Origin of the sequence: Microcoleus sp. B4-C1 (assembly GCF_036705285.1) — a bacterium.
Lineage (GTDB): Bacteria > Cyanobacteriota > Cyanobacteriia > Cyanobacteriales > Microcoleaceae > Microcoleus.
In genome coordinates, this window is record NZ_JAUBUC010000054.1 from 17,930 (window position 1) to 39,572 (window position 21,643).

Sequence of the window (21,643 nt, forward strand, 5' to 3'; positions counted from 1 at the left end):
AATTATTAGCACTAAAACTATTGTTATGGTCAGTCATTATAGCTAAATATGCTTGAAATTGATATCTTGCCACAGGTGTAATAGCTATAGTAGTAGGGTGTGTCATAACGGGAGATATTTGGGAGAATTAATCAGGCATCAACTGACGCACCATGGGATTAGGAAGGTGCGTCAGATGTATAGCAGGAGGCAGAAGGCAGAAGGCTTGAGGCAGGAAGCAGCAAGCAGAGGTAATCAGAGCAAGGGTTTCAGCAATCGATATCGTCGTAACCGCCAAGGCGGTGGCTATAAATTTTCCGAGAATAAATTAGATATGAACTGAGGCACCCTAGAAATTAAGTTAATTGTCGATCGCATCTCTTCGCCGCTGGCTGTAGCGTTTCAATTCATCAATTAAATGAGTATCGTTAGATGCTGTTCTCGCGCCCGCTTCCGCCGCCCAGCGCTTCAAATCTTCAATTTGCGATCGCGCGATCGCAGCTAAAGGTACTGTATCCTCGATCGACCTCAAAATATCCTCGGTCATCAAATCCCGGCGCTGTCCGTTGACAAACGTGCCAAAAGCTCGATACAATCCATCTATTACCACTTGTTCAATTTCTGCACCGCTAAAATTCTCAGCGCGTTTCGCCAAAACGGCCAAATCAAACTCGCGCAATCTAGTCGGCCGCAAACGCTGCAAATGCACTTTAAAAATATCTTGCCTTTCCGATTCTGAGGGCAAATTTAAAAAGAAAATTTCATCAAACCTGCCTTTTCTCAGCAACTCAGCCGGCAAAATCCTGACGTTATTTGCAGTTGCGACGATAAACACCGGACTGGTTTTTTCCTGCATCCAAGTAATCAAACTGCCGAATACCCGCCGCGAAGTTCCCGAATCGCCGTCGCTGCCGCTGATAATGTTGCCGAAGGCTTTATCTATTTCATCGATCCACAAAACGCAAGGTGCGATCGCCTCTGCTAATTGTATCATTTGCCTGACGCGACTTTCGCTCTCCCCGACCACGCCGCCAAACAATCTCCCAGTATCCAATCGTAGCAGCGGCAAACGCCATTCTGAGGCTATTGTTTTCGCCGATAAAGATTTGCCTGTACCTTGAATTCCTACTAACAAAACTCCTTTAGGATTGGGTATGCCGTAGCGACGCGCTTCGTCAGTAAAAGCATCTTGCCGCATTTTTACCCACTGTTTCAAATTCTCCAAGCCGCCCACACTTTTTAGGGATTCTCTGGAGTTGAAAAACTCCAAAATGCCCGTTTGGCGAATTGCTTGCTGTTTTTCCTCCAAAACTCCGTCAATATCTGACTCGTTAATTTGCTGTTTGGCGGCCAAAGCTTTAGCCAAAACCCGCCCGATTCGAGCGCGGCTCAAACCCTGACAAGCTTTAACTAACTGTTCCCTTGCTAAACCGCTAACTTGCAACTGTTGCGGCTTTTCCACAACGTGGGAAATTAAACTATCGATTTCTTGCACGTTGGGCAAAGGAAAATCAATTACTGTTACTTCTTCTTTCAATTCCTCCGGCAATTCCAGCGTGTGAGAAGTAAGAACTATAGTTTTTTTGCTGCGCTTCAATTCCCGCGTTAAATTCCGCAATTCTCGCACTACCGGCGCGCTTTTTTCGCTGTAGGGATATTTCAAAGTTGGGTGCAAATCCCGCAGTACAAATATGGTATATTCTTCAACAGCAGTTTTGCTGACGCGATCGAGCGCCGCCATTACCGAACCTTTCCCAGAACCGTTATCCTCCCAGCCGCGCACGAGATCCCAGAACAACACCCGGCGCGGGGGAGTTACTTGCAGCGCTACTTGGGCAATTACGGCTTCGACCGGTTCTTCCTCCGCGCCGACAATGTACAGCAGCGAATAGCGGGCGCGAATCATCAAATCTAGTCGCTTTACCAGTGCCTCGAAATGGTTATTTTTACTACCCTTGACGACATCTAATTCTTTGGGACTTGGGTTATTTTCTGTCATTTTAGTGGATATTTTAGAGTAAAATTAAACTTTATTAAATATTTTTTTGGCAGTACGGACTTTAGTCTTTTAAAAAAATTAACCTAACTAAAGGTTTTCACTAAGGACTTGAGTCCTTAACAACTATTTAACCAGACTAAAGTCCGTACTGCAAACGTTAAAATTATAACAGAATAGTAGGCAATTGACTACTTAGCAACTTTTCGAGCTTGTTTCACCATATCAATGAGAGTGTGGTGAGCATCTTCGGCGTCTTTTAAAGTGCGATCGAAATTTACTCTAACAGGCACTGTTTCGTCGTTGACTTTAGCGGTTAAATCCATGCCATTGGCATCAATAGCGAGCATTTGAGCTTCTGTCGCCTCTGGTTGGTCGCCAAATGCTTGAGCGTACAGCACCACCGCACTAGCGTGGTCTTCGTTCATGTGAGTGCAGATGCGATCGCTAATCTCAGTAGAAAACGGTTCTGACATGGGAGATTCCTCAGATGCAATATCGATCGATTGTACTGCGATCGGTACAAAGTTTTCAATAGCGAGGAATTGCCCCAAGAGTTATGAGGGATAAATAACTAAATTATATCCGCCTTAATCGGCGTTTATCGGCGGTTAAACAATCCAATCATTCAACTAAAATGATAAAATATTACTTGCCTAATATTGCCTAGTCACATGAACAACTCTAGCGCTTATATCGAACTACTCAAAACATTTCCGCCGCGACCTATAACTGCAGAGGAGGAATTAATGGCAACTCAAAAAGCGATCGACTCTTTGTTGGATAAAGGCGAACTGACTCCCGACGAACGCGACTACCTCAACGTACTGGGAACCCTTGTTTATGAGTACGAGCAAACTTTAGAACCCATACCTGACATTTACGGAGTAGAACTATTAAAGGCTTTAATCGAAGAATTTGATTTGAGACAAAAAGACCTAGTTCCTATTTTTAAAACCGAGTCTATTGTCTCAGATATCCTCCGTGAAAAGCGCCAACTTACAACTGAACACATACAAAAACTTGCGGAGTGTTTCTGTGTCTGGCCGGCTGTTTTTTTTCCGCTACATCCAGTTAAAACAACTACTTGAATTGACAAACATATTTTTGTTTGTAGTAAGGACTTTAGTCCAGAAACCGGATTTTTACGGTAAGACGCACTGTCACCGAGAGATTCTCTAAAAACCCGATTTTTTTAATCGGAGTGCGTAAATCCTGAGAATGCTTCCTTTTCATTGCTTTTTAAAGGCGAGACAGTTTATCATAATTAGCAACTAAATAGAATTTAAACAACCTGCCATGCTGTGGACACCCGGACAAATTCTGAGAACTCGCCCTCTCCGCATTGACACCATCCTGGGAATGGGGGGATTTGGCATGACTTACAAGGCCACACACTTGCAACTTAACTATCAAGTTGTCCTCAAAACGCCGAATCTGAGTTTGCAAAATGACCCGGAATACGCCAACTTTGTTCGCAGATTTATCCGCGAAGGGCAAATCTTAGCCAAATTTTGCCAAAACGCGCATCCTGGAATTGTCCGCATTAGCGATTTGTTTGAGGAAAAAGGTCTTCACTGTTTGGTAATGGATTTAATCGTCGGGCAAAGTTTATTTAATGCCGTACAGCAACAGGGGCGACTCCCGGATACAGAAGCAGTGGCAATTATCCGCCAAATTGGAGAAGCATTAAGTGATATTCACCAAGCAGGAATTGTCCATCGAGATGCCCATCCGGGTAATATTATGTTGCGCCCCAACGGGCAAGCAGTGTTAATTGATTTTGGTCTGGCAAGTGAATTAATGCCAACTATTATTAGTAGCAGACATCCTCATAACCCTGCTTTTGCTCCTTGGGAACAGCATATTGAAGGTAGTGGTAAACCAACGGTTGATATTTACGCTTTAGCTGCATCTTTATATTATGCGGTAACGGGAAAAGTGCCAACAGCTTCCATCAATCGGCATTTTAGAAATGAAGTATTGCCACCTGCGAAAGATTTTGGGGTGAAAGATTGGGTGAGTTTAGCAATAGAAAAAGGGATGGCATCCGATCCGCAAAAGCGGCCGCAGTCGATGCAAGATTGGTTGAGTTATCTGCGGGAATCGATTCCGTCAACGGTTGCCGATGTTTCGGTACAGCTTAAATCGGCGCGGGGAGTTGACTATACTCATCTGCGAGATTTATTGGCGGCGGGGAAGTGGCAAGAGGCGGATAGGGAAACAAGAAAGGTGATGCTGAAAGCTGCTAGACGGGAGAAGGAAGGTGGGTTCACAGTGGAATCGATCGATAATTTTCCTTGCGATGATTTACGAATTATCGACCAATTGTGGGTAAAATACAGTCAGGGTCACTTTGGCTTTAGCGTCCAGAAAAAAATCTGGTTGGAAGTTGGTGGTAAAGTTGATTGGGAAACTGAACGCAAGCTGGACGATCGTGTGGGTTGGAGAAAGGAAAATAGACCGTTGCCGTACAATGACCTGACATTTAATCAAAATCAAGCACCACGGGGCCACCTCCCGGCTGGGCGGCGGTTTTTGGTTGGAGGAGAGCGGTTGTTGTGGATTCTTCTCTCGCATCGAGATCTGTAAGCTGTAATCTATAGCGATTTCAGCCCTTTGTCAAGTCTTTTTTTGAGAACCTTTTTCTACGAAGTTATCGGCTTTTGGTCATTTCATTCCTTGCAGAAGTACAGCAGCAAATTAAAGAAGCGATCGAATTTCACTTAGAAGGGTTGCGAGAGGAGGGTTTATCCATTCCCGAACCAACTACTCTCTGTGAGTATGTAGAAGCATGGTAGTAGGGCAAAATATTTCATAGATTAAGTCGGCAAAATTCAATTATAATCTGCTCTAAAGAGGATGTTATCGAAGGTTTCTTAGTCAAACAGTAACAACTATATCATTCCAAATCCGCAAGAGCTACTTTCAAGCAAGCACGAACCTCCTTCCAGTCACGTTCCGACAGATGACCAATTAGAACTAAGTTGGAAGATGGGGGTAGAGTGACAATAAAACTGCGAAAAACTGAAGCGACTCGTAAACCTGCTGCGGCCCAATCTTGGAGTATATAATCAGTTAAAGTTAAAGCAGTGGTCTGTGTAGTAAGGAGTCCAGCTATTACATCGCGGCGGGTTGTGTTATAGGTAACTGATGATAGAATTACAGCCGGACGACGTTTAATGCCAGTGACACCAGGAAAATCTACTGTCACCACATCACCAGGATTAAAAGACACTATTACATCTCCTCATTTTCAGAAAAAATGGTTGCCGCGTACTGCAAAGAAAATGCCGTCACATCGAGTTTATCTTCCTCAGTCCAAGTCTCGCTTTCATCGACAACCGACAGATTTTGCTGCACCAAATCGTTGAGAATAAGAGTTGCCAAGCGCAGTCTATCCTTTGGTGAAAGGGTAGACAGAACGCGATCGTAAACTTCTCGAACAGTAGTTAACATAGCAAATCCTCTTGCTTCTTATCTTGTGGAACACTTAGGACAGGTTGATTTGATTATAGCTCAAAAATTTAATAAAATTATGCTATAATTAAGTTCTAATTTTTAACCCCATATTCACCTATGCCAACTTTAACTGATATTGGCACTTTAATTACCCGCGATCCGCACCTTCGCAATGGCATCCCTATTATTGCAGGTACTGCCACATCGGTGCAGCGAATCGTAGTCTTATACAAACAAGGTAATAGTGCTGAGGAAATAGCAGCGGATCTGGATCATCTCACCTTAGCGCAGGTTTATGCTGCACTGACTTATTATCACGCAAATCGAGCAGAAATAGAAGCAGATTTAGCGGCTGAACAAGCAGAATATGAACGTTTGGCAGCATTAAATCGGCTAAAAATGCAGGAGAAAGCATGAGCCAAATTCGTCTTTACTTAGATGAAGATTCACGAAGTAAAAAACTATTGCAAGCTTTACAAAGTCGTGGTGTAGATGTCATTACAGTTTCCGAAACAGGGATGTTATCTCGCAGCGATGAAGAGCAATTAATTTGGGCTTTTACTAATCAAAGGGTAATTTATAGTTTCAACATTAGGGATTTTTATAGAATCCATACCAATTGGCTAGAAAGAGGAGATTCTCATGCAGGAATTATTTTAGGACAGCAAAATTATTCAGTGGGAGAACAAATGCGTCGCCTTTTGAGTCTAATTTCTGCCAAATCAGCGGCAGAAATGCAAAATCAAATAGAGTTGATCAGTGCTTGGAGTGAAGAGTAAAGATATTATCGATCGAGATAATTAGAATCCCGACTTCTCCAAGAAGTCGGGGTTGTGAGTATTCTGGTTTGTGACTACAAACTGCACAGCCTAACTAAAAGATCGATCGTCAAACGGCAATTCATCAAACCGCGCATCAATATCAGACTCAGAATTCCCAACCGGCGAATGAGCGCGAGATTTCGGGGGCTTTGCTGAATGGACTTTTGCTACTGGTAACTTTGTCGCAGATTCCAAAACAGTCGGCTCGGATTTCTGTAACTTAACTACAGGTAATTCTCCTCCATTTTCTCCATTTTTGCCCGTTTGATTCCACATCATCATTCCCAGCAAACCATCAACCAAACCGCCACCGCTACCGTTGCCTGTTACCGCAACATCCGGCACAACTCGCACGTTGCGATCGCCTATAATTTGCATTAACTGCAAAGCCGTATAACCCGAACCTCCCAAAGCTACAACACCCGCGCGATAAGCTTCAGCTTGAGCATTTCCCTTCACCCGAATCGACTCTGCTTCGCCTTGAGCTTGTTTCACCTGAGAATTCGCTTTCAACTCAGAAATCTTCACGCCTTGTTCGGATTTTACCATCTCTTGTTGAATCTCAGCTAGCGCCGTTTCCCGCACCAATTGTTGCCGCTGAGTTTGTGCTAATTGCTGCACCTCATAAGTCTTGCACTGTTCCTCAGCAATTTTGCGATCTGTTTGAGTTTGCATCAACTCTGCAGGCGGCAAAATATCCCCGATCAAAGTATCAATAGCTTGCACGTCGTAGGTACGCAAAGCTGCTTTGATATACTCGGCGGCTTCCGCTTGTCTGCCGCTTCTTGCGGAGAGAAAATCTAATACAGAATAAGCTTGAGCCGAATTGCGGAAATAATTGCCAATTGTCGGCTGCAAAACATGGTCAACTAAATTCTGCATTGAGCCGACGCGAGAGATGACTTTTGGAGCATCCAAAGCGCCGACGTGAATAATCTGAGCTACTTCTAAATCAAAGGCAAAACCGTCTTGAGAACGCACGGTTAAAGACGGAATGCCTGTGCCGAACTCACTAGAAACTGCCGGGAGGGCTGTTCATTCTTTCGATTTAGAACTTTTGGAGAGCTTACCCTCAAAAGGTTGAACTCCACTATTGGGATAGTTGTCATCACTGGGGCTAAAAATCCGCACCGCTGCTTCCGAAACGTAACGCATCGCGTTTGCCAAAGATTTAGAAAGATTCATAGAATCTGCCTCTCTTGTCTGAGTTCTGATACTTTTAATATTACTCTGATTTTGGGGCTGTGGATGAGTTTAGCAATATTTATTTGAATTACTTATTGGTCTGCAACATCGAAGCAAGCTGAAGCTTGGAGAAATTACGCATTTTTGGACGATCGACCTTTTGCTGGTAGATTATTTCCTCGCTCAACTCCAGCACTCGCGATCGCCCTCCCGACGGTCAGAAACCGGGTTTTCTAACTCTATTCAAAGGCTGCAACGAAATATTTTCGCAAAAAACCCGGAACGCTTGAGTGTTTGTGCTTAATTCCTGAGTTTGTTAAATTCAATATTTATATTGAATTTACCATAATATTAATGTACAAATTAACCGAAATCCGCTATCAAAGGGCATTATAAGCGAATTTATCCGACAAATATCTGCAATCTTCATCAAATATTTACAAAAAGATATGGTGTTTGTCACTATAATTAAGAAAAAGAAGTTTGTCCGGGGTTTTTTTTATGAAAACTACCACAGAAAGCCTGCAGCTCACAGGTTTTGAAGAAATCTTAGAAGACCAGGAACTAACGGTTTCTTCAGCAGATTACAGCCTTTTGACCGATCTCTACCAGCTAACGATGGCCGCTTGTTACGTCGGGGAAGGGCTCGACGGGCGGGCCGCGAGTTTTGAGTTGTTCTCGCGCAGGCTGCCAGAAGGTTTTGGCTACGCGATCGCGATGGGTTTGGCTCAAGTTATCGATTATTTGGAGAAATTTCGGTTTTCTCAGTCGCAAATTGAGGCTTTGCAGTCCACTGGGATTTTTGCCGGCGCCCCGGAACGATTTTGGACTTTACTCGCCACAGCCCGTTTTACTGGCGATGTTTGGGCGGTGCCGGAGGGGACGGCGGTTTTTGCCAATGAGCCACTGCTGCGAATTGAGGCTCCTCTGTGGCAGGCTCAGTTAGTGGAAACTTATTTATTGAATGCCATAAATTATCAAACTTTGATTGCGACGCGGGCAGCGCGGCTGCGGGATGTGGCGGGCCCGGAGGCTAAGTTGCTGGAATTCGGGACGCGCAGGGCTTTTGGGCCTCAAGCTGCTGTTTGGGCGGCTAGGGCGGCTCTGGCTGCGGGATTCGACGGAACTTCTAATGTTTTGGCTGCTTTGAAGTTGGGCCGCAAACCTGTCGGTACGATCGCCCATGCTTTGGTAATGGCTGTTGCCGCCCTCGAAGGCAGCGAGAATCAGGCGTTTGCAGCTTTTCACCGCTATTTTCCGGGGGCGCCACTGCTGATCGATACTTATGATACTGTGGGGGCGGCGCGGATGTTGGCCGATCGAGTAAACAGCGGTGAAATGCAGTTGGAAGGCGTGCGGCTGGATTCGGGCGATTTGGCGGTGCTGTCGCGGGAAGTTCGATCGATCCTGCCTGGGGTTCCAATTTTTGCTAGTGGCGATTTGGACGATCGAGAAATTGCTAAATTAAAAAGTAGCGGTGCTTGCATTGACGGTTACGGTTTGGGAACCAAGTTAGTCAGCGGTTCCCCTGTGAACGGTGTTTATAAGTTGGTGGAAATTGACGGAATTCCGGTGATGAAAGAGGCAAGCGGCAAGGTAACATATCCAGGAAGAAAGCAAATTTTTAGACATATTGAAAATGGGCAAATTCTCGGAGATTGTTTAGGATTGTCGGGAGAAAATATTCACAATTGCGATTCTTACTTACCATTAATGGAGTTGGTTTTCAAGGAGGGAAAACGAGTCAAGAACCAGGAAAGTTTGGAGGATATCGCCAAACGCACTGCTGCTTCTGTCGCCAGTCTTCGACCCGAAACTCGTCAACTTGACAACCCGATTTCGCCGTCAGTGGAAATTTCTACAGATTTGCAGAGTCTCACCGAAAAAACGAAAAAGAGTCAATCGATTTTAGATTTTAGATTTTAGATTTTAGATTGAAGTCAGTAGTCAGTAGTCAACAGTCAACAGTCAACAGTCAACAGTCAACAATTACCGATTCCCTATGCAGAAGATTGCTCTTTTTGGAACCAGTGCCGATCCACCAACAGCGGGACATAAAACAATTCTGAGTTGGCTTTCGCAACATTTTGATTGGGTAGCAGTTTGGGCGTCGGACAATCCTTTTAAGTCGCACCAAACTTCTCTAGAACACCGATCGGCAATGCTGCTGTTAATGATTCAAGAAATTAATTCGCCCAGACACAATCTTTGCTTGCATCCAGAACTCAGCAGTCCGAGGACTGTGGAAACTGTGGAACAAGCAAAATTGCTGTGGCAGAATGCAGATTTGACGCTGGTAATAGGTTCGGACTTGGTGGGGCAACTGTCTCGCTGGTACAAATTTGAACAATTGTTAAAACAAGTGGACTTGCTGATAGTACCGCGACCCGGTTATCCATCAGAACAATTAGATTTGTGGCAGTTGAGGCGCATGGGTGCAGAGGTGGCGATCGCATCTTTGAGTGCTCCCAATGTTTCTTCTACTTCCTATCGGGAAAAAGGAGACACGGAAGCTCTGACTCCCACCATCGAAGATTACATCCATAGGGAGCATTTGTACGCATGGCACGAGGCACAAACAAGAGCGAGGGTTGCTCATTAGCTGACTTTAAAGTAGGAGTAGATAATGTTATTTTTTCCGTCGATACCGTGCAGAACCGCTTGTTGGTGCTGTTGCTAATGCGGCCAGACGAACCGTTTATCGATTCTTGGAGTCTTCCCGGTACTTTGGTGCGACACGGAGAGTCTCTTGAAAATGCGGCTTACCGGATTTTGTCTGAGAAAATTAGGGTAAAAAATTTGTATCTGGAGCAATTGTATACTTTCGGAGAACCGGGGCGCGATCCTCGGGAAATTACCAGGGGCGATCGCTATCTTTCGGTGAGTTATTTTGCTTTGGTTCGTTTTGAGGAAGCTGAGTTAATTGCTGGGAGTGTAGTCGCGGGTGTGGGCCACCGCGTCGGCGGCATTGCTTGGTATCCCGTGCAACAAGTTCCTAAGCTGGCCTTCGATCACAATCAAATTCTCGAATACGGATATCGGCGACTGCGTAACAAACTTGAATACAGCCCGGTAGCTTTTGAAGTGTTGCCGGAACTTTTTACTTTGAGCGATTTGTATCAACTTTATACAACTATTTTGGGGGAAAATTTTTCTGATTATTCTAATTTTAGAGCTCGATTGTTGAAATTGGGTTTTTTGTGCGATACCGGTGTTAAGGTTTCGCGCGGGGCGGGCCGCCCTGCTAGTTTGTACCGCTTTGATGCGACCGCTTTTGCTCCTTTCAAAAATAAGCCTCTGGTGTTTATCTAGCTGTTTATTGGATGACATTCGGGGAGCAATTTAGTAACATGAGAATAGAAGCTATTAAGGAGTACGGACTATGAAAGATCCAGATGAATGCGCTAATATTCACGAAGTTCGGGAGGAAATTGATATCATCGATCGAGAAGTGATCGAGGCTTTGAGCAAGAGATTTCAATACGTCATCGCTGCAGCAAGGTTCAAAACGAGTGAAGCTAGCGTTAAATCGTTCGATCGCTTTCACGATATGTTACAGCAGCGGCGCGAGTGGGCTCAACAATCGGGTTTGAATCCTGATGTGGTTGAAAATATTTACCGGGATTTGGTAAATTATTATATTGAGGAAGAGTTGAAACATTACAAATCAAAGTAATCTTTCGCTACATTCAAATCTAGGACTATAGGAAAGTAAGTCCGCGCGGGCGGACTGTTAGCAATATTTATTAAGTGATTTGGTAATATGAAAATTGCGATCGCACAACTCAATCCTACTATTGGTGATATCTTTGGCAACTCCAACCTAATTCTGGAGGCTGCGAAAAAAGCTGAGGTTGAGGGCGCAAACTTATTGCTAACACCGGAACTTTCCCTAATCGGTTATCCGCCGCGCGATTTGTTAATCAATCCGAGTTTCATTGCAGATGCAGGTGCACAGTTGCTGCAACTAGCGCAAGCTTTGCCGCCGGAGTTGGCAGTCATAGCAGGCACTGCCTTACCTAATGCTAATGCTGTTCAACTAGGCGGAAAATCATTGTTTAATAGCGCTGTTTTGTTGCAAAATGGCGTGGTCAAACAAGTTTTTCATAAACGCTTGTTGCCTACTTATGATGTATTTGATGAAGATAGATATTTTGAACCGGGAGAAAACAGCAATTACTTTTCTATTGGCAAAGTCAAAATAGGCGTAACAATTTGTGAAGATTTGTGGAACAATGAGGAGTTTTGGGGTAAACGGAGTTACGCGGGCGATCCTGTTTCCGATTTGGCAAAATTGGGTGTAGATTTAGTGCTGAATTTGTCGGCATCGCCTTATTCTGCGGGAAAGCGGGGAGTGCGATCGGCTATGTTGCAGCACAGCGTCATCCGCTGCGGGATACCGATTATTTATGCTAATCAAATAGGGGGAAATGACGATATTATTTTTGACGGCAGCAGTTTTGCTGTGAATCGAAAGGGTGATTTAATTCAGGTATTGGCTTCTTTTGAAACGGATTTTGCGGTGCTGGAATATGATGCAGCTAAACAAGATTTAGTTGCCAGCGGGAACGGGCATCTTGCCCGTTCCACAACTGATTTGGGATTAGGTGAAGGACGACAAAAACTAGGTTCGATCGGCAGTGGCGTTGGCAGCGGGAACGGGCAAGAGGCCCGTTCCACAACTGATTTGAGTTTTTATCCGGCGGTTGGAGATGCAGAAATTTGGGCGGCTTTGGTTTTGGGAGTGCGAGATTATGTTCGCAAATGTGGTTTTTCTAAGGTTGTACTCGGTTTGAGTGGCGGAATAGATTCGGCTTTGGTGGCGGCGATCGCCAGTTGCGCGATCGGGCCCGAAAATGTTCTAGGGGTGTTGATGCCTTCTCCTTATAGTTCGGATCATTCGGTTAATGATGCTTTGGAATTAGCCCGAAATCTGGGCATCGCGATCGAAATGTTGTCGATCGACGATTTGATGAAAACTTACGATCGCACTCTCGCCGATTTGTTTGCCAATACAACTTTCGGCATTGCTGAGGAAAATATTCAATCGCGGATTCGAGGCAATCTGTTGATGGCAATTTCTAATAAGTTCGGACATTTGCTGCTTTCGACTGGCAATAAGTCGGAAATGGCGGTGGGTTACTGCACCCTCTACGGCGATATGAATGGGGGATTGGCGGTGATTTCCGATGTGCCGAAAACTCGCGTTTATTCGCTTTGTAGGTGGCTGAATTCTGGGGGATATGTAGGGGCGGTGCCCCCGTGCCCGCCCTCTCCCTACCCACCCCCGTACCCGCCCCTGGGAAAGGAAATTATTCCGGTTAATATTATTACTAAACCGCCTAGTGCTGAACTGAAACCGGGGCAAATTGACCAAGATTCTTTGCCGGATTACGATGTTTTGGATGACATCTTGCAGCGGTCGATCGAACATCACGAATCGGTTCAACAAATTGTGGCGGCAGGACACGATGAAGCGGTGGTTAAACGTGTAGTAAAATTAGTGAGGCAAGCGGAGTTTAAACGGCGGCAAGCAGCCCCGGGTTTGAAAATTAGCGATCGAGCTTTTGGTACCGGTTGGCGGATGCCGATCGCCAAATCTTCCTTCTATTAAACCCATCCTTAAACGCAAAATGGTTAACATCGACGGTACTTTCGGCTTCGATTTTCTCGCGGGAACTCTCAGCAACGATACGATAAGAGGATTTGCGGGTAATGATACTATTCAAGGTTTGGGGGGAAACGACCGAATTTTTGGCGATCAGGAAAATGACTTGCTAGCAGGAAATGAAGGCGCTGATACGCTGTCGGGTGGTCAGGGAAGCGATACAATCTATGGAGGACAAGAGTCGGATTGGATTTTTGGCGATCGGGGTCACGATTTGCTAATAGGCGGTGAAGGCAAGGATATCTTGACAGGAGGCGCAGGGGAGGATTTATTTGTGATGGAAAAAACTGCCGCCGCATCTACTATTAGTGAAGCCGATATAATTACCGATTTTGGCAACGGCAATGATAAAATTGTCTTGACAGAAGGCATGAAGTTTAGCGATTTAGAGCTTTCTGTTTCCAACAACCAAACTATTATGAAAGATAAAAACTCTGGTAATTATTTAGGAGTTGTTTTGGGAAATTCTAATCTGACAGAATCCAACTTTATGTCGCTGTTTGGCGGACTAGATAGGGGTCAGCTTTTGCCAATTTCTGTTAACACGATTATAGCCGATCGCGCGTTAGCGGAGCCCTCGCAGAGGATCGGACTGGAAGTGGCGCAAACTCCCCAAGAACAAGCCACAGGTTTAATGTTTCGCACAGAATTACCAGACGACAGAGGAATGTTTTTCCCGATCGAACCCGCGCGAAACGTGCGTTTTTGGATGAAAAACGTGTTTATTGAGCTCGATATGGTTTTTCTGCGGGAAGGCGTAGTGCAGGCAATAATTCCTAATGTACCGCCGTGTTTGACCGAAACCTGCCCCAACTACGGCCCGGATGTTCCCGTTGACGGAGTTATTGAACTCAGAGGCGGAAGGGCGGCCCAATTGGGATTGAAAGTGGGCGATCGGATTCCCAATTTACCCTAAAAAGGTAGATGAAATCATGTCTGTTTGATTCGGACTTGTATGATATTAAATTTTGTAGGGGCGGGTTCACAAACAATAATTGCCCATAATCTACAATATAATAAACCCGCCCCCGCCCATACTACCGGACATGATATGATTTGATCGCAGCCTTCAACATTTGTGCATCCAATGAATCCTATTGAATTAAAAATAATCCCACATCAAACTCAAGACGGTTTAGCTTACCAACATTTGCGCTTGCGAATTACAACTCAAGACGGTATTATCACACCCAATGATTTACAAGGTTTGAAACTTCCTCAAGACGTTCAATTGAGCCAAGGAATTGTCATTGAAGGTAGAGGGGCAATTTGGCTGTACGGGTATTTAGTACACGAATGTCATCCTGCGGCTTGGGTTGGATGTTACGATCCGCGATTAGAAGGTGCCGTGGTAGTAGCGACGCACAAGCACGAGGTATCTGTTGGACAGGTATTAAAATTGAGTTTACCAAGCGATTAAGACTCTCCTGAGTTTTAGGTGATAATAAATAAAAATAAAACTTCCCGTAGTGGGGGAATCTTACCTGCCTTAGCGACTGTGAATTTCTTACTCCCTCCCCGCGGCTTCGGGGAGGGTTGGGGTGGGGTAAAAAATTTACGAGTCATTTAGCATTGCTATAGCTGCCTCAGAAGATTATTAGCCACAGATGCACGCACAGCAATCCGTATAAATTCACAAAACATCTGCGCTGTTTAGCGTGCAGTTGGTGTTGTCATGCACCTTACTGAATCCGCACTAAGGCAAAAAAATAGTTTGACGGGCAATATACTATTGTTAGTTGTTATTTCTTAGTTATTAATTATGGCAAATTACAGAACTGTATTGTTGTTCAATAGTCTAACTTTAGTGCTAGTTGGGCTAGTGACGGCGTGTCTGAGTTTATTCGGTTCTTCAGTAAAAGGGTTATTTTTGCCGCCTTGTTCTGCCACGTATCCGGGTGCAGGTTTCTTTTTCTTGGCGTTTCAAATGTTATTTTATTTATCGGTAATGGTGTGCGCTTTTACCTTGGGATTGCTGAGAATTATTCAACCCGATCGCCCAGAAAATCGATTTATTTTATATTCGGCACTGTTTGCAGGTTGCTTTCTATTCAATGAAGTTTTTCGCACCCACGTTCATCTGGGCCGTGCGGGTTTTCCGAAAGTGACAATTGTCATATTTTACGCGGTGCTGGCAATTGCATACGGATTAGCTTTTCGGAGACAAATTCGCTCGACTCCCTATCCTTTACTGCTGAGTGGCGTTGGTTTGTTATTTGTTGCCTTTTTTGCAGAAGCGCTGCCTTTGAAAAACGAGATCATTTCGAGCTTGCTGGAGGGAATACCGAAACTGTTGAGCGGGATTAATATTGCACTTTATTTTTGGTTTTTGTGTCAGGGTTTGATAGTGCGATCGCTTGTTGCAGGTGGCGGCAAAGCCGGAGGAAATTGAATTTCACCACCAATTATTTCAGGAGTATATCAGACCCGCTCGATCGCTGATAATATACGTAGGTTGGGTTGAACGAAGTGAAACCCAACTCCAGATATGTAGGTTGGCTTTAACGAAGCGTTGGAGTTGGGTTTCGTTCCTCAACCCAACCTACATATCTACTATGCTACGAACTTATATCAAAACAAAAAGTACCGCTGGGCCATTGGCAAAACAGTTGCCGGTTCGCAAGTTAACAATTCCCCATCCGCCCTGACTTCATAAGTTTCTGGATCGACTTCCATTTGTGGCAAATAATCGTTGAGTTTCATGTCTCTTTTACTAATTTGTCGGGTTCCGGAAACTGCTACAGTGGGCTTTTGCAAACCTAGCTGTGCGGCAATATCTCGATCGCGCGCAGCTTGGGAAACAAACGTCAGACAAGTCGCCCCAATCGCACCGCCAAAACTGCCAAACATCGGCCGCATATGCACCGGTTGCGGCGTCGGAATGCTGGCGTTAGCATCTCCCATCTGCCCGTAGGCGATCGCCCCTCCTTTAACTACCAGTTCCGGTTTCACCCCAAAAAAAGCCGGCCGCCACAAACACAAATCCGCCAATTTCCCCTCTTCCACCGAACCGACATACTGACTAATTCCGTGAGTAATCGCCGGATTAATTGTATATTTCGCAATGTACCGCTTCACCCGAAAATTGTCATTAATCCCCTCTGTTTCCCCCCCTTGGTAAGGGGGGGTTATCCCTCTTGTTTCCCCCCCTTGATAAGGGGGGGTTATCCCTCTTGTTTCCCCCCCTTGATAAGGGGGGGTTAGGGGGGGTAAATTCCCCCTTTGAACCTTCATTTTATGTGCCGTTTGCCAAGTCCGAATAATCACCTCTCCAACTCTTCCCATCGCCTGCGAGTCAGAAGCAATCATACTAAAAGCACCTAAATCGTGCAAAATATCCTCAGCAGCAATAGTTTCCCTTCTAATTCTCGATTCAGCAAAAGCCACATCTTCAGGAATGCCTCGATCCAAATGGTGGCACACCATCAACATATCTAAATGTTCTTCCAAAGTGTTGACAGTGTAAGGGCGAGTCGGGTTAGTTGACGAAGGCAAAACATTAGCTTGGCCGCACACTTTAATAATATCCGGTGCGTGTCCGCCACCAGCACCTTCGGTGTGGTAAGTATGAATAGCTCGATTCTTAAAAGCCGCAATTGTAGCTTCCACAAATCCCGCTTCATTGAGAGTATCAGTGTGAATTGCAACTTGCACATCGTACTCGTCAGCTACACTCAAACAAGTGTCGATCGTTGCTGGTGTAGTTCCCCAATCTTCGTGGAGTTTTAAACCCATTGCACCGGCAAAGATTTGTTCGACTAATCCTTGGGGTTGACTGCTATTTCCTTTACCTAAAAATCCTAGATTTACCGGGAAAGCGTCGGCTGCTTGCAGCATTCGGTACATATGCCAAGGCCCCGGAGTACAAGTTGTGGCGTTTGTACCCGTTGCGGGGCCAGTGCCGCCGCCGATCATTGTCGTGATTCCAGAGGCGATCGCCACTTCAATTTGCTGCGGACAAATAAAGTGAATGTGAGTGTCAATCCCCCCAGCGGTGAGAATCATTCCTTCACCGGCAATCACTTCAGTACCAGGCCCGATAATAATATCTACTCTGTCTTGAATATAAGGATTTCCGGCTTTACCAATTTTGTAAATTTTGCCGTCTTTAATCCCAACATCTGCTTTTACAATTCCCCACCAATCTAATATTAAAGCATTAGTAATCACCGTGTCAACAGCGCCGTCTGCATTAGAAATAGGCGACTGTCCCATGCCGTCGCGAATGACTTTGCCACCGCCAAATTTAACTTCATCCCCGTAGGTTGTGAAGTCTTTTTCAACTTCTATGAATAATTCTGTATCGGCTAACCGGACGCGATCGCCCGTTGTCGGTCCGAAAGTTTCCGCGTAAGCGCGGCGATCCATTCTGTAACTCATATTAATTAGCTCCTTACTTGATTTAATTTTCCCACAAACTGGTTCACCTGTTCTTCTGTTTTAAAGAATCCTTCACCAATTGAACCAAAAAAATCATCTTGTGCTATTTCTTGATAGTTAGGTAACAAATTAGCAAACTCTTCTACATCAATGTTTAAATAGTTTGACAATCTATCTATGTATACCTTAAACTTTAGACCCTCCCTAGGCGTGCTTTCAGTTAACAAAAGATTGAAGATAACTTGGCTATTTTGACTTGTTCCTCTCAATGCCAGACCTCTTGTTGTTGTATTTATCCAAAATATTTGTGGTATAATTTCGTTGTAAAGTAGTCTATACACTTTTCCAACTTCATTGCTCTCTGCTATTTCAATTAATTCTTCCAGGGTCAAGTTGGGCTTTCTTTTTGATATTATATTTACAGGTTTTATTTCAGCCTCAATCAATAATTTTCTTGCTAGTAACTCTCTACCACTAGAGTCACATAAATACTGGAATGTTGCGACATTGATTCTCACCCCATAAGTTTCTAATAAGTATTTAATAATCCTTTCCGAACTACTATCAATCTGTGCAGCTACAATTATAATGTTGTGCTGAGCATTCAAAATATCCGGGAATTCTGAGCTAAATTTCTCACAGAAAGCCTTTTCTAAGTTACTGCCATTTTTCGTCAGTAAATAAGCATTGGCAATTTCTCTAACTCTCTCGTTTGACAAATCCTTAACCCATGAGGCGTAATCCAAGGCTTGTGCTGTTACTTCTCTTGCTGTTTTGTCCTTCTTTAACTCAACAATGACTAAATCTCCGTTCCTATCTATACATAAAAGGTCAAGTTGTCCACCATAATCAGTAATCACTTGCCGACCAATTACCAAGAGATCATCTGCTAGGATTGAAATATCATTCTCTAGCCAGGTTTCTAAACGAGATTCTAAGTCTAACTTAGATTGGGTAATTTCCTTCAATTTATCCTTTGATATTTCCCACAATCTAATTTGATCGGGCATATCGAATTATACTCCTACTAATTATTCTTTTTAATTTATGCCAAAAAGTCTCGTCCCTCTAAAAACCTCATCCATCTAACATACCATTCACTTTTCCATTAAAGCCGTAGACTTGACGAGTACCAACAAACGGCACTAATTGCACTTCCCTTTCATCTCCCGGTTCAAACCTGACTGCTGTCCCTGCGGGGATATCCAACCGCATTCCTTTTGTTTGTTCTCGATTAAATTCTAAGGCTTCGTTGGCTTCATAAAAGTGATAGTGGGAACCGATTTGAATGGGTCGATCGCCCGTATTCCCTACCAGCAACCGCACCGTTGGGCGATCGGCATTTAATTCTATTTCACCTGCTGAAACAATCATTTCTCCTGGAATCATCTTTTCCTCCTATGAGTCTCTCTGGTTGATTTTTTTAACGGATCGGATCGTGCACTGTTACCAACTTAGTTCCGTCGGGGAAAGTCGCCTCAACCTGGACTTCATGCACCATTTCTGCTATCCCTTCCATCACATCTTCCCGCGTCAGGAGAGTTGTTCCGTAACTCATTAAATCGGCGACGGTGAGGCCATCTCTTGCTCCTTCTAAAATGGCGGCGGAAATGTAGGCTAGTGCTTCTGGATAGTTTAATTTTAAACCTCTTTGTTTCCGGCGCTCTGCTACTAGGGCGGCGGTGAAAATCAGCAGTTTGTCTTTTTCTTGGGGGGTGAGTTGCATTTTTATTCTTGTAAGTGCGATCGCATTATTGGGTTATGATATCGTTTACGGTTGTTTCTGAATGATTAAACCGCAGAGGGCGCAGAGGGCGCAGAGTCAGAGAAGAGAGAGATGAATAATCTAGTTAGGAGGGCAACTATAGATTGAAACTCAAAGATCATCCTATTTTATCCAAACTCTGGGCAAACAGCAAGGGCGTTCTGAAAAAGACAAGCGCAGCAAGTGCCAAATGCTGACAAACCAGTCTCTCGCTGCAGTTGTGGATGTACCGCGATATCGGCACAGCAAACCGTTAGGAATACGAGTCACGCCGACGGTGGAATTACCAGGATAAATTGTTGCCTCAGATGGCAAATCTCGCACTTTTTCCACGAACTCTGTGGTGACGGGTTCGCCTACCCAAGCGAGGGTGGCGACTACGGGTTTTCCTGCGAGTCCGTGAGGACTTTCGAGCATTTTTTCTCCACCTTTGAGCAATTGTCTGTCAATCCATAAAGGGGTGTTTTCTTGCCAGATTTCGGTGTGCGATCGCCATTCTCCAGACAAGAACTTTTCGCCCCTAGCACTGCGTCCAAATCTGGTAATTTCCCACAGTAAAATCCTCGCTGTTGGTGCTAATTCTACCCGCAAATTTTGCCGATATATTGCGCCGTCAAAAACTATTGTTTCCTGTGGCAGCCATTCTAAATTAGCACCGATATCTAATTGAATGTCAATATTTTGTTGTGATTCTAGTCCGCTGCTGCGATAGATTTTACCAGCGGCGGCCGTTGTAATCAAGGCTTTGGCGTTGGGTTGGAGGTGAAAATGGCTGGAAAGTCGATCGCCCCCGACAACTCCCCCAGCCGTGTGCAAGATGACGCTGTGACAAACGTCTTTCCCTTCAGGATAAAACGGGCGCTGCACCTTGAGGGGCGCTTGCATTTGATTGTGAATGATTTGAGTTGCACCGCTGCGGTTAGCGTAGACTAAATTCAGGCTGCCGTGCCAGCCATTTTTAACTTGATCTATATGTTGTTTGGTCAAATTTTCAGTCACTAATTTTTTAATTTAAAAACATTCCCGATCAAAAACATACCACGACTGCGGCGCTTCCCTGCAATTAGTTAAATAATGATAATCGTTCTCTGAAATATTTTTGGTTTCTCCACTTATTAGTATAATAATTTACATTTATCAACCATCAGATCGGCGAAGATGCGCGTACCATGTAAAAATCAGTAACTAGAGGAGTGCAGAATATGCCTCAAGTTCTCTTCAAAGTTGATTTGACCAAACCGATGTCCGAACAGGAATTAGTCGGCCACAATCGCTGGCATCCAGATATTCCAGCAGTAGTTTCCGTCAATCCCGGCGATGTATTTCGCATTGAGTGCAAAGACTGGACAGACGGACAAATTAAAAATGACGACAATCCCGACGACATTCGCGATGTAGACTTAACAGTAGTTCACGTTTTGAGCGGGCCAATTTACGTTAACGGCGCGCAGCCGGGGGATATTTTAGTAGTTGATATCCTCGATATCGGGGCTTTGCAAGGGGATGAATGGGGTTTTACGGGAATTTTTGCAAAAGAAAACGGTGGCGGTTTCTTGACAGAACATTTTCCGACTGCTGCTAAAGCAGTTTGGGATTTTCAGGGAATTTATACCGCTTCCAGACACATACCAAAAGTCAGGTTTGCTGGGATTACTCATCCGGGTTTAATCGGCTGCGCTCCTTCTCAGGAATTGTTGAATAAATGGAACAAACGGGAAGCGGAATTAGTAGCAACAAATCCCGACAGAGTGCCGCCTTTAGCAGCGCTGCCGAACGCCAAGAATGCAGTTTTGGGGTCGCTGCAAGGGGCAGAGTTCGAGCGAGTTGCGGCAGAAGCGGCGCGCACAGTTCCTCCCCGCGAACACGGCGGCAATTGCGATATTAAAAACCTGTCGCGGGGTTCGAGAATTTATTTCCCGGTTTATGTCGAAGGCGCGAAACTTTCGATGGGAGATATTCACTTTTCTCAAGGAGACGGGGAGATTTCATTCTGCGGGGCAATTGAAATGTCGGGGTACATCGACCTCCACGTTGATATTATCAAAGGTGGCATGGATAAATACGCGATGGTCAACCCGATTTTCAAACCCGGGCCGGTGGAACCCCGCTATTCTGAGTACCTGGTTTTTGAAGGGATTTCTGTTGATGAATTTACGGGTCAGCAGTATTATATGGATGCCCACGTTGCTTATCGCCGAGCTTGTTTGAATGCGATCGAATATTTGAAAAAGTTTGGTTTTACCGGAGAACAAGCGTATTTGCTCTTAAGTTGTGCTCCGGTTGAGGGTCGCATCAGCGGCATTGTGGATATTCCTAATGCTTGCTGCACGATTGCTTTACCGACAGAAATTTTCCAGATGGATATTCTGCCATCTTAATTAGTAGGG

At 44.7% G+C, this 21,643-nt stretch carries 25 protein-coding genes; 14 read left to right on the forward strand and 11 right to left on the reverse strand.

Translation table 11 applies throughout. From position 1 onward, the window contains the following. Window positions 1-340: 340 nt before the first annotated feature. Together QUB26_RS20510 and QUB26_RS20515 are read right to left on the reverse strand one after the other, a co-directional pair. Window positions 341-1,978: an AAA family ATPase gene (locus QUB26_RS20510; RefSeq protein WP_333319463.1), complete on the reverse strand. Its 1,638-nt coding sequence runs from the start codon at window positions 1,976-1,978 to the stop codon at window positions 341-343. Window positions 1,979-2,166: 188 nt separating this feature from the next. Then, window positions 2,167-2,529 (reverse strand): DUF2470 domain-containing protein, encoded by a 363-nt coding sequence (locus QUB26_RS20515; protein ID WP_333319465.1) that lies wholly within the window; start codon window positions 2,527-2,529, stop codon window positions 2,167-2,169. Window positions 2,530-2,649: 120 nt separating this feature from the next. On the opposite strand from QUB26_RS20515, the gene QUB26_RS20520 reads away from it, so the two are divergent. The 3 genes from QUB26_RS20520 to QUB26_RS20530 all read left to right on the forward strand — a co-directional run bounded on the left by QUB26_RS20520 (window position 2,650) and on the right by QUB26_RS20530 (window position 4,776). Beyond that, on the forward strand, window positions 2,650-3,066 hold the full coding sequence (locus tag QUB26_RS20520) for a transcriptional regulator (RefSeq protein ID WP_333319468.1): 417 nt from the start codon (window positions 2,650-2,652) through the stop codon (window positions 3,064-3,066). Window positions 3,067-3,274: 208 nt separating this feature from the next. Then, a complete protein-coding gene (locus QUB26_RS20525) occupies window positions 3,275-4,567 on the forward strand; it encodes a serine/threonine-protein kinase (protein WP_333319470.1) in 1,293 nt (430 codons plus the stop codon). A 74-nt stretch (window positions 4,568-4,641) separates the two neighbouring features. Then, window positions 4,642-4,776, forward strand: a complete 135-nt coding sequence (locus QUB26_RS20530) for a hypothetical protein (RefSeq protein WP_333319472.1) — start codon at window positions 4,642-4,644, stop codon at window positions 4,774-4,776. Window positions 4,777-4,877: 101 nt separating this feature from the next. Here QUB26_RS20530 and QUB26_RS20535 read toward each other — a convergent pair whose 3' ends face one another. Together QUB26_RS20535 and QUB26_RS20540 are read right to left on the reverse strand one after the other, a co-directional pair. Further along, a complete protein-coding gene (locus tag QUB26_RS20535; protein WP_333319474.1) occupies window positions 4,878-5,213 on the reverse strand; it encodes a type II toxin-antitoxin system PemK/MazF family toxin in 336 nt (111 codons plus the stop codon). Between the two features lie 2 nt (window positions 5,214-5,215). After that, window positions 5,216-5,434: a hypothetical protein gene (locus QUB26_RS20540; RefSeq protein ID WP_190734845.1), complete on the reverse strand. Its 219-nt coding sequence runs from the start codon at window positions 5,432-5,434 to the stop codon at window positions 5,216-5,218. 120 nt (window positions 5,435-5,554) lie between these two features. Between QUB26_RS20540 and QUB26_RS20545 the strand changes: the two genes are divergently transcribed. Beyond that, on the forward strand, window positions 5,555-5,854 hold the full coding sequence (locus QUB26_RS20545) for a DUF433 domain-containing protein (protein WP_333319477.1): 300 nt from the start codon (window positions 5,555-5,557) through the stop codon (window positions 5,852-5,854). Continuing rightward, the gene (locus QUB26_RS20550; RefSeq protein WP_333149845.1) at window positions 5,851-6,216 is read left to right on the forward strand and encodes a DUF5615 family PIN-like protein; all 366 of its coding nucleotides are present in this window, start codon (window positions 5,851-5,853) and stop codon (window positions 6,214-6,216) included. The genes QUB26_RS20545 and QUB26_RS20550 overlap by 4 nt, the downstream gene beginning before the upstream one ends. A gap of 90 nt (window positions 6,217-6,306) precedes the next feature. Here QUB26_RS20550 and QUB26_RS20555 read toward each other — a convergent pair whose 3' ends face one another. Both QUB26_RS20555 and QUB26_RS20560 read right to left on the reverse strand, forming a co-directional pair. Continuing rightward, the gene (locus QUB26_RS20555) at window positions 6,307-7,254 is read right to left on the reverse strand and encodes an SPFH domain-containing protein (protein WP_333241235.1); all 948 of its coding nucleotides are present in this window, start codon (window positions 7,252-7,254) and stop codon (window positions 6,307-6,309) included. A 39-nt stretch (window positions 7,255-7,293) separates the two neighbouring features. Continuing rightward, window positions 7,294-7,443, reverse strand: a complete 150-nt coding sequence (locus QUB26_RS20560; RefSeq protein ID WP_333143642.1) for an isochorismate synthase — start codon at window positions 7,441-7,443, stop codon at window positions 7,294-7,296. Between the two features lie 501 nt (window positions 7,444-7,944). On the opposite strand from QUB26_RS20560, the gene QUB26_RS20565 reads away from it, so the two are divergent. The 8 genes from QUB26_RS20565 (at window position 7,945) to QUB26_RS20600 (ending at window position 15,503) form a co-directional block, all read left to right on the forward strand. Then, a complete protein-coding gene (locus tag QUB26_RS20565) occupies window positions 7,945-9,369 on the forward strand; it encodes a nicotinate phosphoribosyltransferase (protein WP_333319480.1) in 1,425 nt (474 codons plus the stop codon). A gap of 76 nt (window positions 9,370-9,445) precedes the next feature. Then, complete coding sequence (locus QUB26_RS20570; RefSeq protein WP_333319482.1) at window positions 9,446-10,045, forward strand: nicotinate-nucleotide adenylyltransferase; 600 nt, start codon at window positions 9,446-9,448, stop codon at window positions 10,043-10,045. Then, window positions 10,006-10,755, forward strand: a complete 750-nt coding sequence (locus tag QUB26_RS20575; RefSeq protein ID WP_333241154.1) for an NrtR DNA-binding winged helix domain-containing protein — start codon at window positions 10,006-10,008, stop codon at window positions 10,753-10,755. The genes QUB26_RS20570 and QUB26_RS20575 overlap by 40 nt, the downstream gene beginning before the upstream one ends. Before the next feature lie 70 nt (window positions 10,756-10,825). Further along, window positions 10,826-11,119, forward strand: a complete 294-nt coding sequence (locus QUB26_RS20580) for an isochorismate lyase (protein ID WP_333056332.1) — start codon at window positions 10,826-10,828, stop codon at window positions 11,117-11,119. A gap of 87 nt (window positions 11,120-11,206) precedes the next feature. Then, window positions 11,207-13,057, forward strand: a complete 1,851-nt coding sequence (locus QUB26_RS20585) for an NAD+ synthase (protein WP_333292882.1) — start codon at window positions 11,207-11,209, stop codon at window positions 13,055-13,057. A 19-nt stretch (window positions 13,058-13,076) separates the two neighbouring features. Further along, window positions 13,077-14,027, forward strand: coding sequence for a DUF192 domain-containing protein (locus tag QUB26_RS20590; protein WP_333292880.1), 951 nt, complete (start codon window positions 13,077-13,079; stop codon window positions 14,025-14,027). Window positions 14,028-14,198: 171 nt separating this feature from the next. Then, window positions 14,199-14,531 carry a CRISPR-associated ring nuclease Crn3/Csx3 gene (crn3, locus tag QUB26_RS20595; RefSeq protein ID WP_333040230.1) on the forward strand — a complete coding sequence of 111 codons (333 nt, stop codon included), beginning with the start codon at window positions 14,199-14,201 and terminating at the stop codon, window positions 14,529-14,531. A gap of 342 nt (window positions 14,532-14,873) precedes the next feature. Next, entirely contained in the window at window positions 14,874-15,503 is a 630-nt protein-coding gene (locus QUB26_RS20600; protein ID WP_333241161.1) for a hypothetical protein, read from the forward strand. 179 nt (window positions 15,504-15,682) lie between these two features. Here QUB26_RS20600 and ureC read toward each other — a convergent pair whose 3' ends face one another. The 5 genes from ureC to QUB26_RS20625 form a co-directional block, all read right to left on the reverse strand. Continuing rightward, the gene (ureC, locus tag QUB26_RS20605) at window positions 15,683-17,491 is read right to left on the reverse strand and encodes an urease subunit alpha (protein WP_333292878.1); all 1,809 of its coding nucleotides are present in this window, start codon (window positions 17,489-17,491) and stop codon (window positions 15,683-15,685) included. A 5-nt stretch (window positions 17,492-17,496) separates the two neighbouring features. Then, window positions 17,497-18,501: an endonuclease NucS domain-containing protein gene (locus tag QUB26_RS20610; RefSeq protein WP_333319484.1), complete on the reverse strand. Its 1,005-nt coding sequence runs from the start codon at window positions 18,499-18,501 to the stop codon at window positions 17,497-17,499. Window positions 18,502-18,568: 67 nt separating this feature from the next. Then, entirely contained in the window at window positions 18,569-18,880 is a 312-nt protein-coding gene (locus QUB26_RS20615; protein WP_333241169.1) for an urease subunit beta, read from the reverse strand. A 34-nt stretch (window positions 18,881-18,914) separates the two neighbouring features. Continuing rightward, a complete protein-coding gene (gene ureA, locus QUB26_RS20620; RefSeq protein ID WP_006635319.1) occupies window positions 18,915-19,217 on the reverse strand; it encodes an urease subunit gamma in 303 nt (100 codons plus the stop codon). A 162-nt stretch (window positions 19,218-19,379) separates the two neighbouring features. Then, window positions 19,380-20,255, reverse strand: coding sequence for an urease accessory protein UreD (locus QUB26_RS20625; protein WP_333319486.1), 876 nt, complete (start codon window positions 20,253-20,255; stop codon window positions 19,380-19,382). A 203-nt stretch (window positions 20,256-20,458) separates the two neighbouring features. Between QUB26_RS20625 and fmdA the strand changes: the two genes are divergently transcribed. Continuing rightward, window positions 20,459-21,634, forward strand: coding sequence for a formamidase (fmdA, locus tag QUB26_RS20630; RefSeq protein ID WP_333319489.1), 1,176 nt, complete (start codon window positions 20,459-20,461; stop codon window positions 21,632-21,634). Window positions 21,635-21,643 lie beyond the last annotated feature (9 nt).

Bases quoted from the DNA above. Each gene is read 5' to 3' on its own strand.
- QUB26_RS20510 (WP_333319463.1), bottom strand. From the start codon at position 1,978: ATGACAGAAAATAACCCAAGTCCCAAAGAATTAGATGTCGTCAAGGGT.
- QUB26_RS20520 (WP_333319468.1), top strand. From the start codon at position 2,650: ATGAACAACTCTAGCGCTTATATCGAACTACTCAAAACATTTCCGCCG.
- QUB26_RS20525 (WP_333319470.1), top strand. From the start codon at position 3,275: ATGCTGTGGACACCCGGACAAATTCTGAGAACTCGCCCTCTCCGCATT.
- QUB26_RS20540 (WP_190734845.1), bottom strand. From the start codon at position 5,434: ATGTTAACTACTGTTCGAGAAGTTTACGATCGCGTTCTGTCTACCCTT.
- QUB26_RS20545 (WP_333319477.1), top strand. From the start codon at position 5,555: ATGCCAACTTTAACTGATATTGGCACTTTAATTACCCGCGATCCGCAC.
- QUB26_RS20550 (WP_333149845.1), top strand. From the start codon at position 5,851: ATGAGCCAAATTCGTCTTTACTTAGATGAAGATTCACGAAGTAAAAAA.
- QUB26_RS20560 (WP_333143642.1), bottom strand. From the start codon at position 7,443: ATGAATCTTTCTAAATCTTTGGCAAACGCGATGCGTTACGTTTCGGAA.
- QUB26_RS20565 (WP_333319480.1), top strand. From the start codon at position 7,945: ATGAAAACTACCACAGAAAGCCTGCAGCTCACAGGTTTTGAAGAAATC.
- QUB26_RS20570 (WP_333319482.1), top strand. From the start codon at position 9,446: ATGCAGAAGATTGCTCTTTTTGGAACCAGTGCCGATCCACCAACAGCG.
- QUB26_RS20575 (WP_333241154.1), top strand. From the start codon at position 10,006: ATGGCACGAGGCACAAACAAGAGCGAGGGTTGCTCATTAGCTGACTTT.
- QUB26_RS20580 (WP_333056332.1), top strand. From the start codon at position 10,826: ATGAAAGATCCAGATGAATGCGCTAATATTCACGAAGTTCGGGAGGAA.
- QUB26_RS20585 (WP_333292882.1), top strand. From the start codon at position 11,207: ATGAAAATTGCGATCGCACAACTCAATCCTACTATTGGTGATATCTTT.
- QUB26_RS20590 (WP_333292880.1), top strand. From the start codon at position 13,077: ATGGTTAACATCGACGGTACTTTCGGCTTCGATTTTCTCGCGGGAACT.
- crn3 (WP_333040230.1), top strand. From the start codon at position 14,199: ATGAATCCTATTGAATTAAAAATAATCCCACATCAAACTCAAGACGGT.
- QUB26_RS20600 (WP_333241161.1), top strand. From the start codon at position 14,874: ATGGCAAATTACAGAACTGTATTGTTGTTCAATAGTCTAACTTTAGTG.
- ureC (WP_333292878.1), bottom strand. From the start codon at position 17,491: ATGAGTTACAGAATGGATCGCCGCGCTTACGCGGAAACTTTCGGACCG.
- QUB26_RS20610 (WP_333319484.1), bottom strand. From the start codon at position 18,501: ATGCCCGATCAAATTAGATTGTGGGAAATATCAAAGGATAAATTGAAG.
- QUB26_RS20615 (WP_333241169.1), bottom strand. From the start codon at position 18,880: ATGATTCCAGGAGAAATGATTGTTTCAGCAGGTGAAATAGAATTAAAT.
- ureA (WP_006635319.1), bottom strand. From the start codon at position 19,217: ATGCAACTCACCCCCCAAGAAAAAGACAAACTGCTGATTTTCACCGCC.
- fmdA (WP_333319489.1), top strand. From the start codon at position 20,459: ATGCCTCAAGTTCTCTTCAAAGTTGATTTGACCAAACCGATGTCCGAA.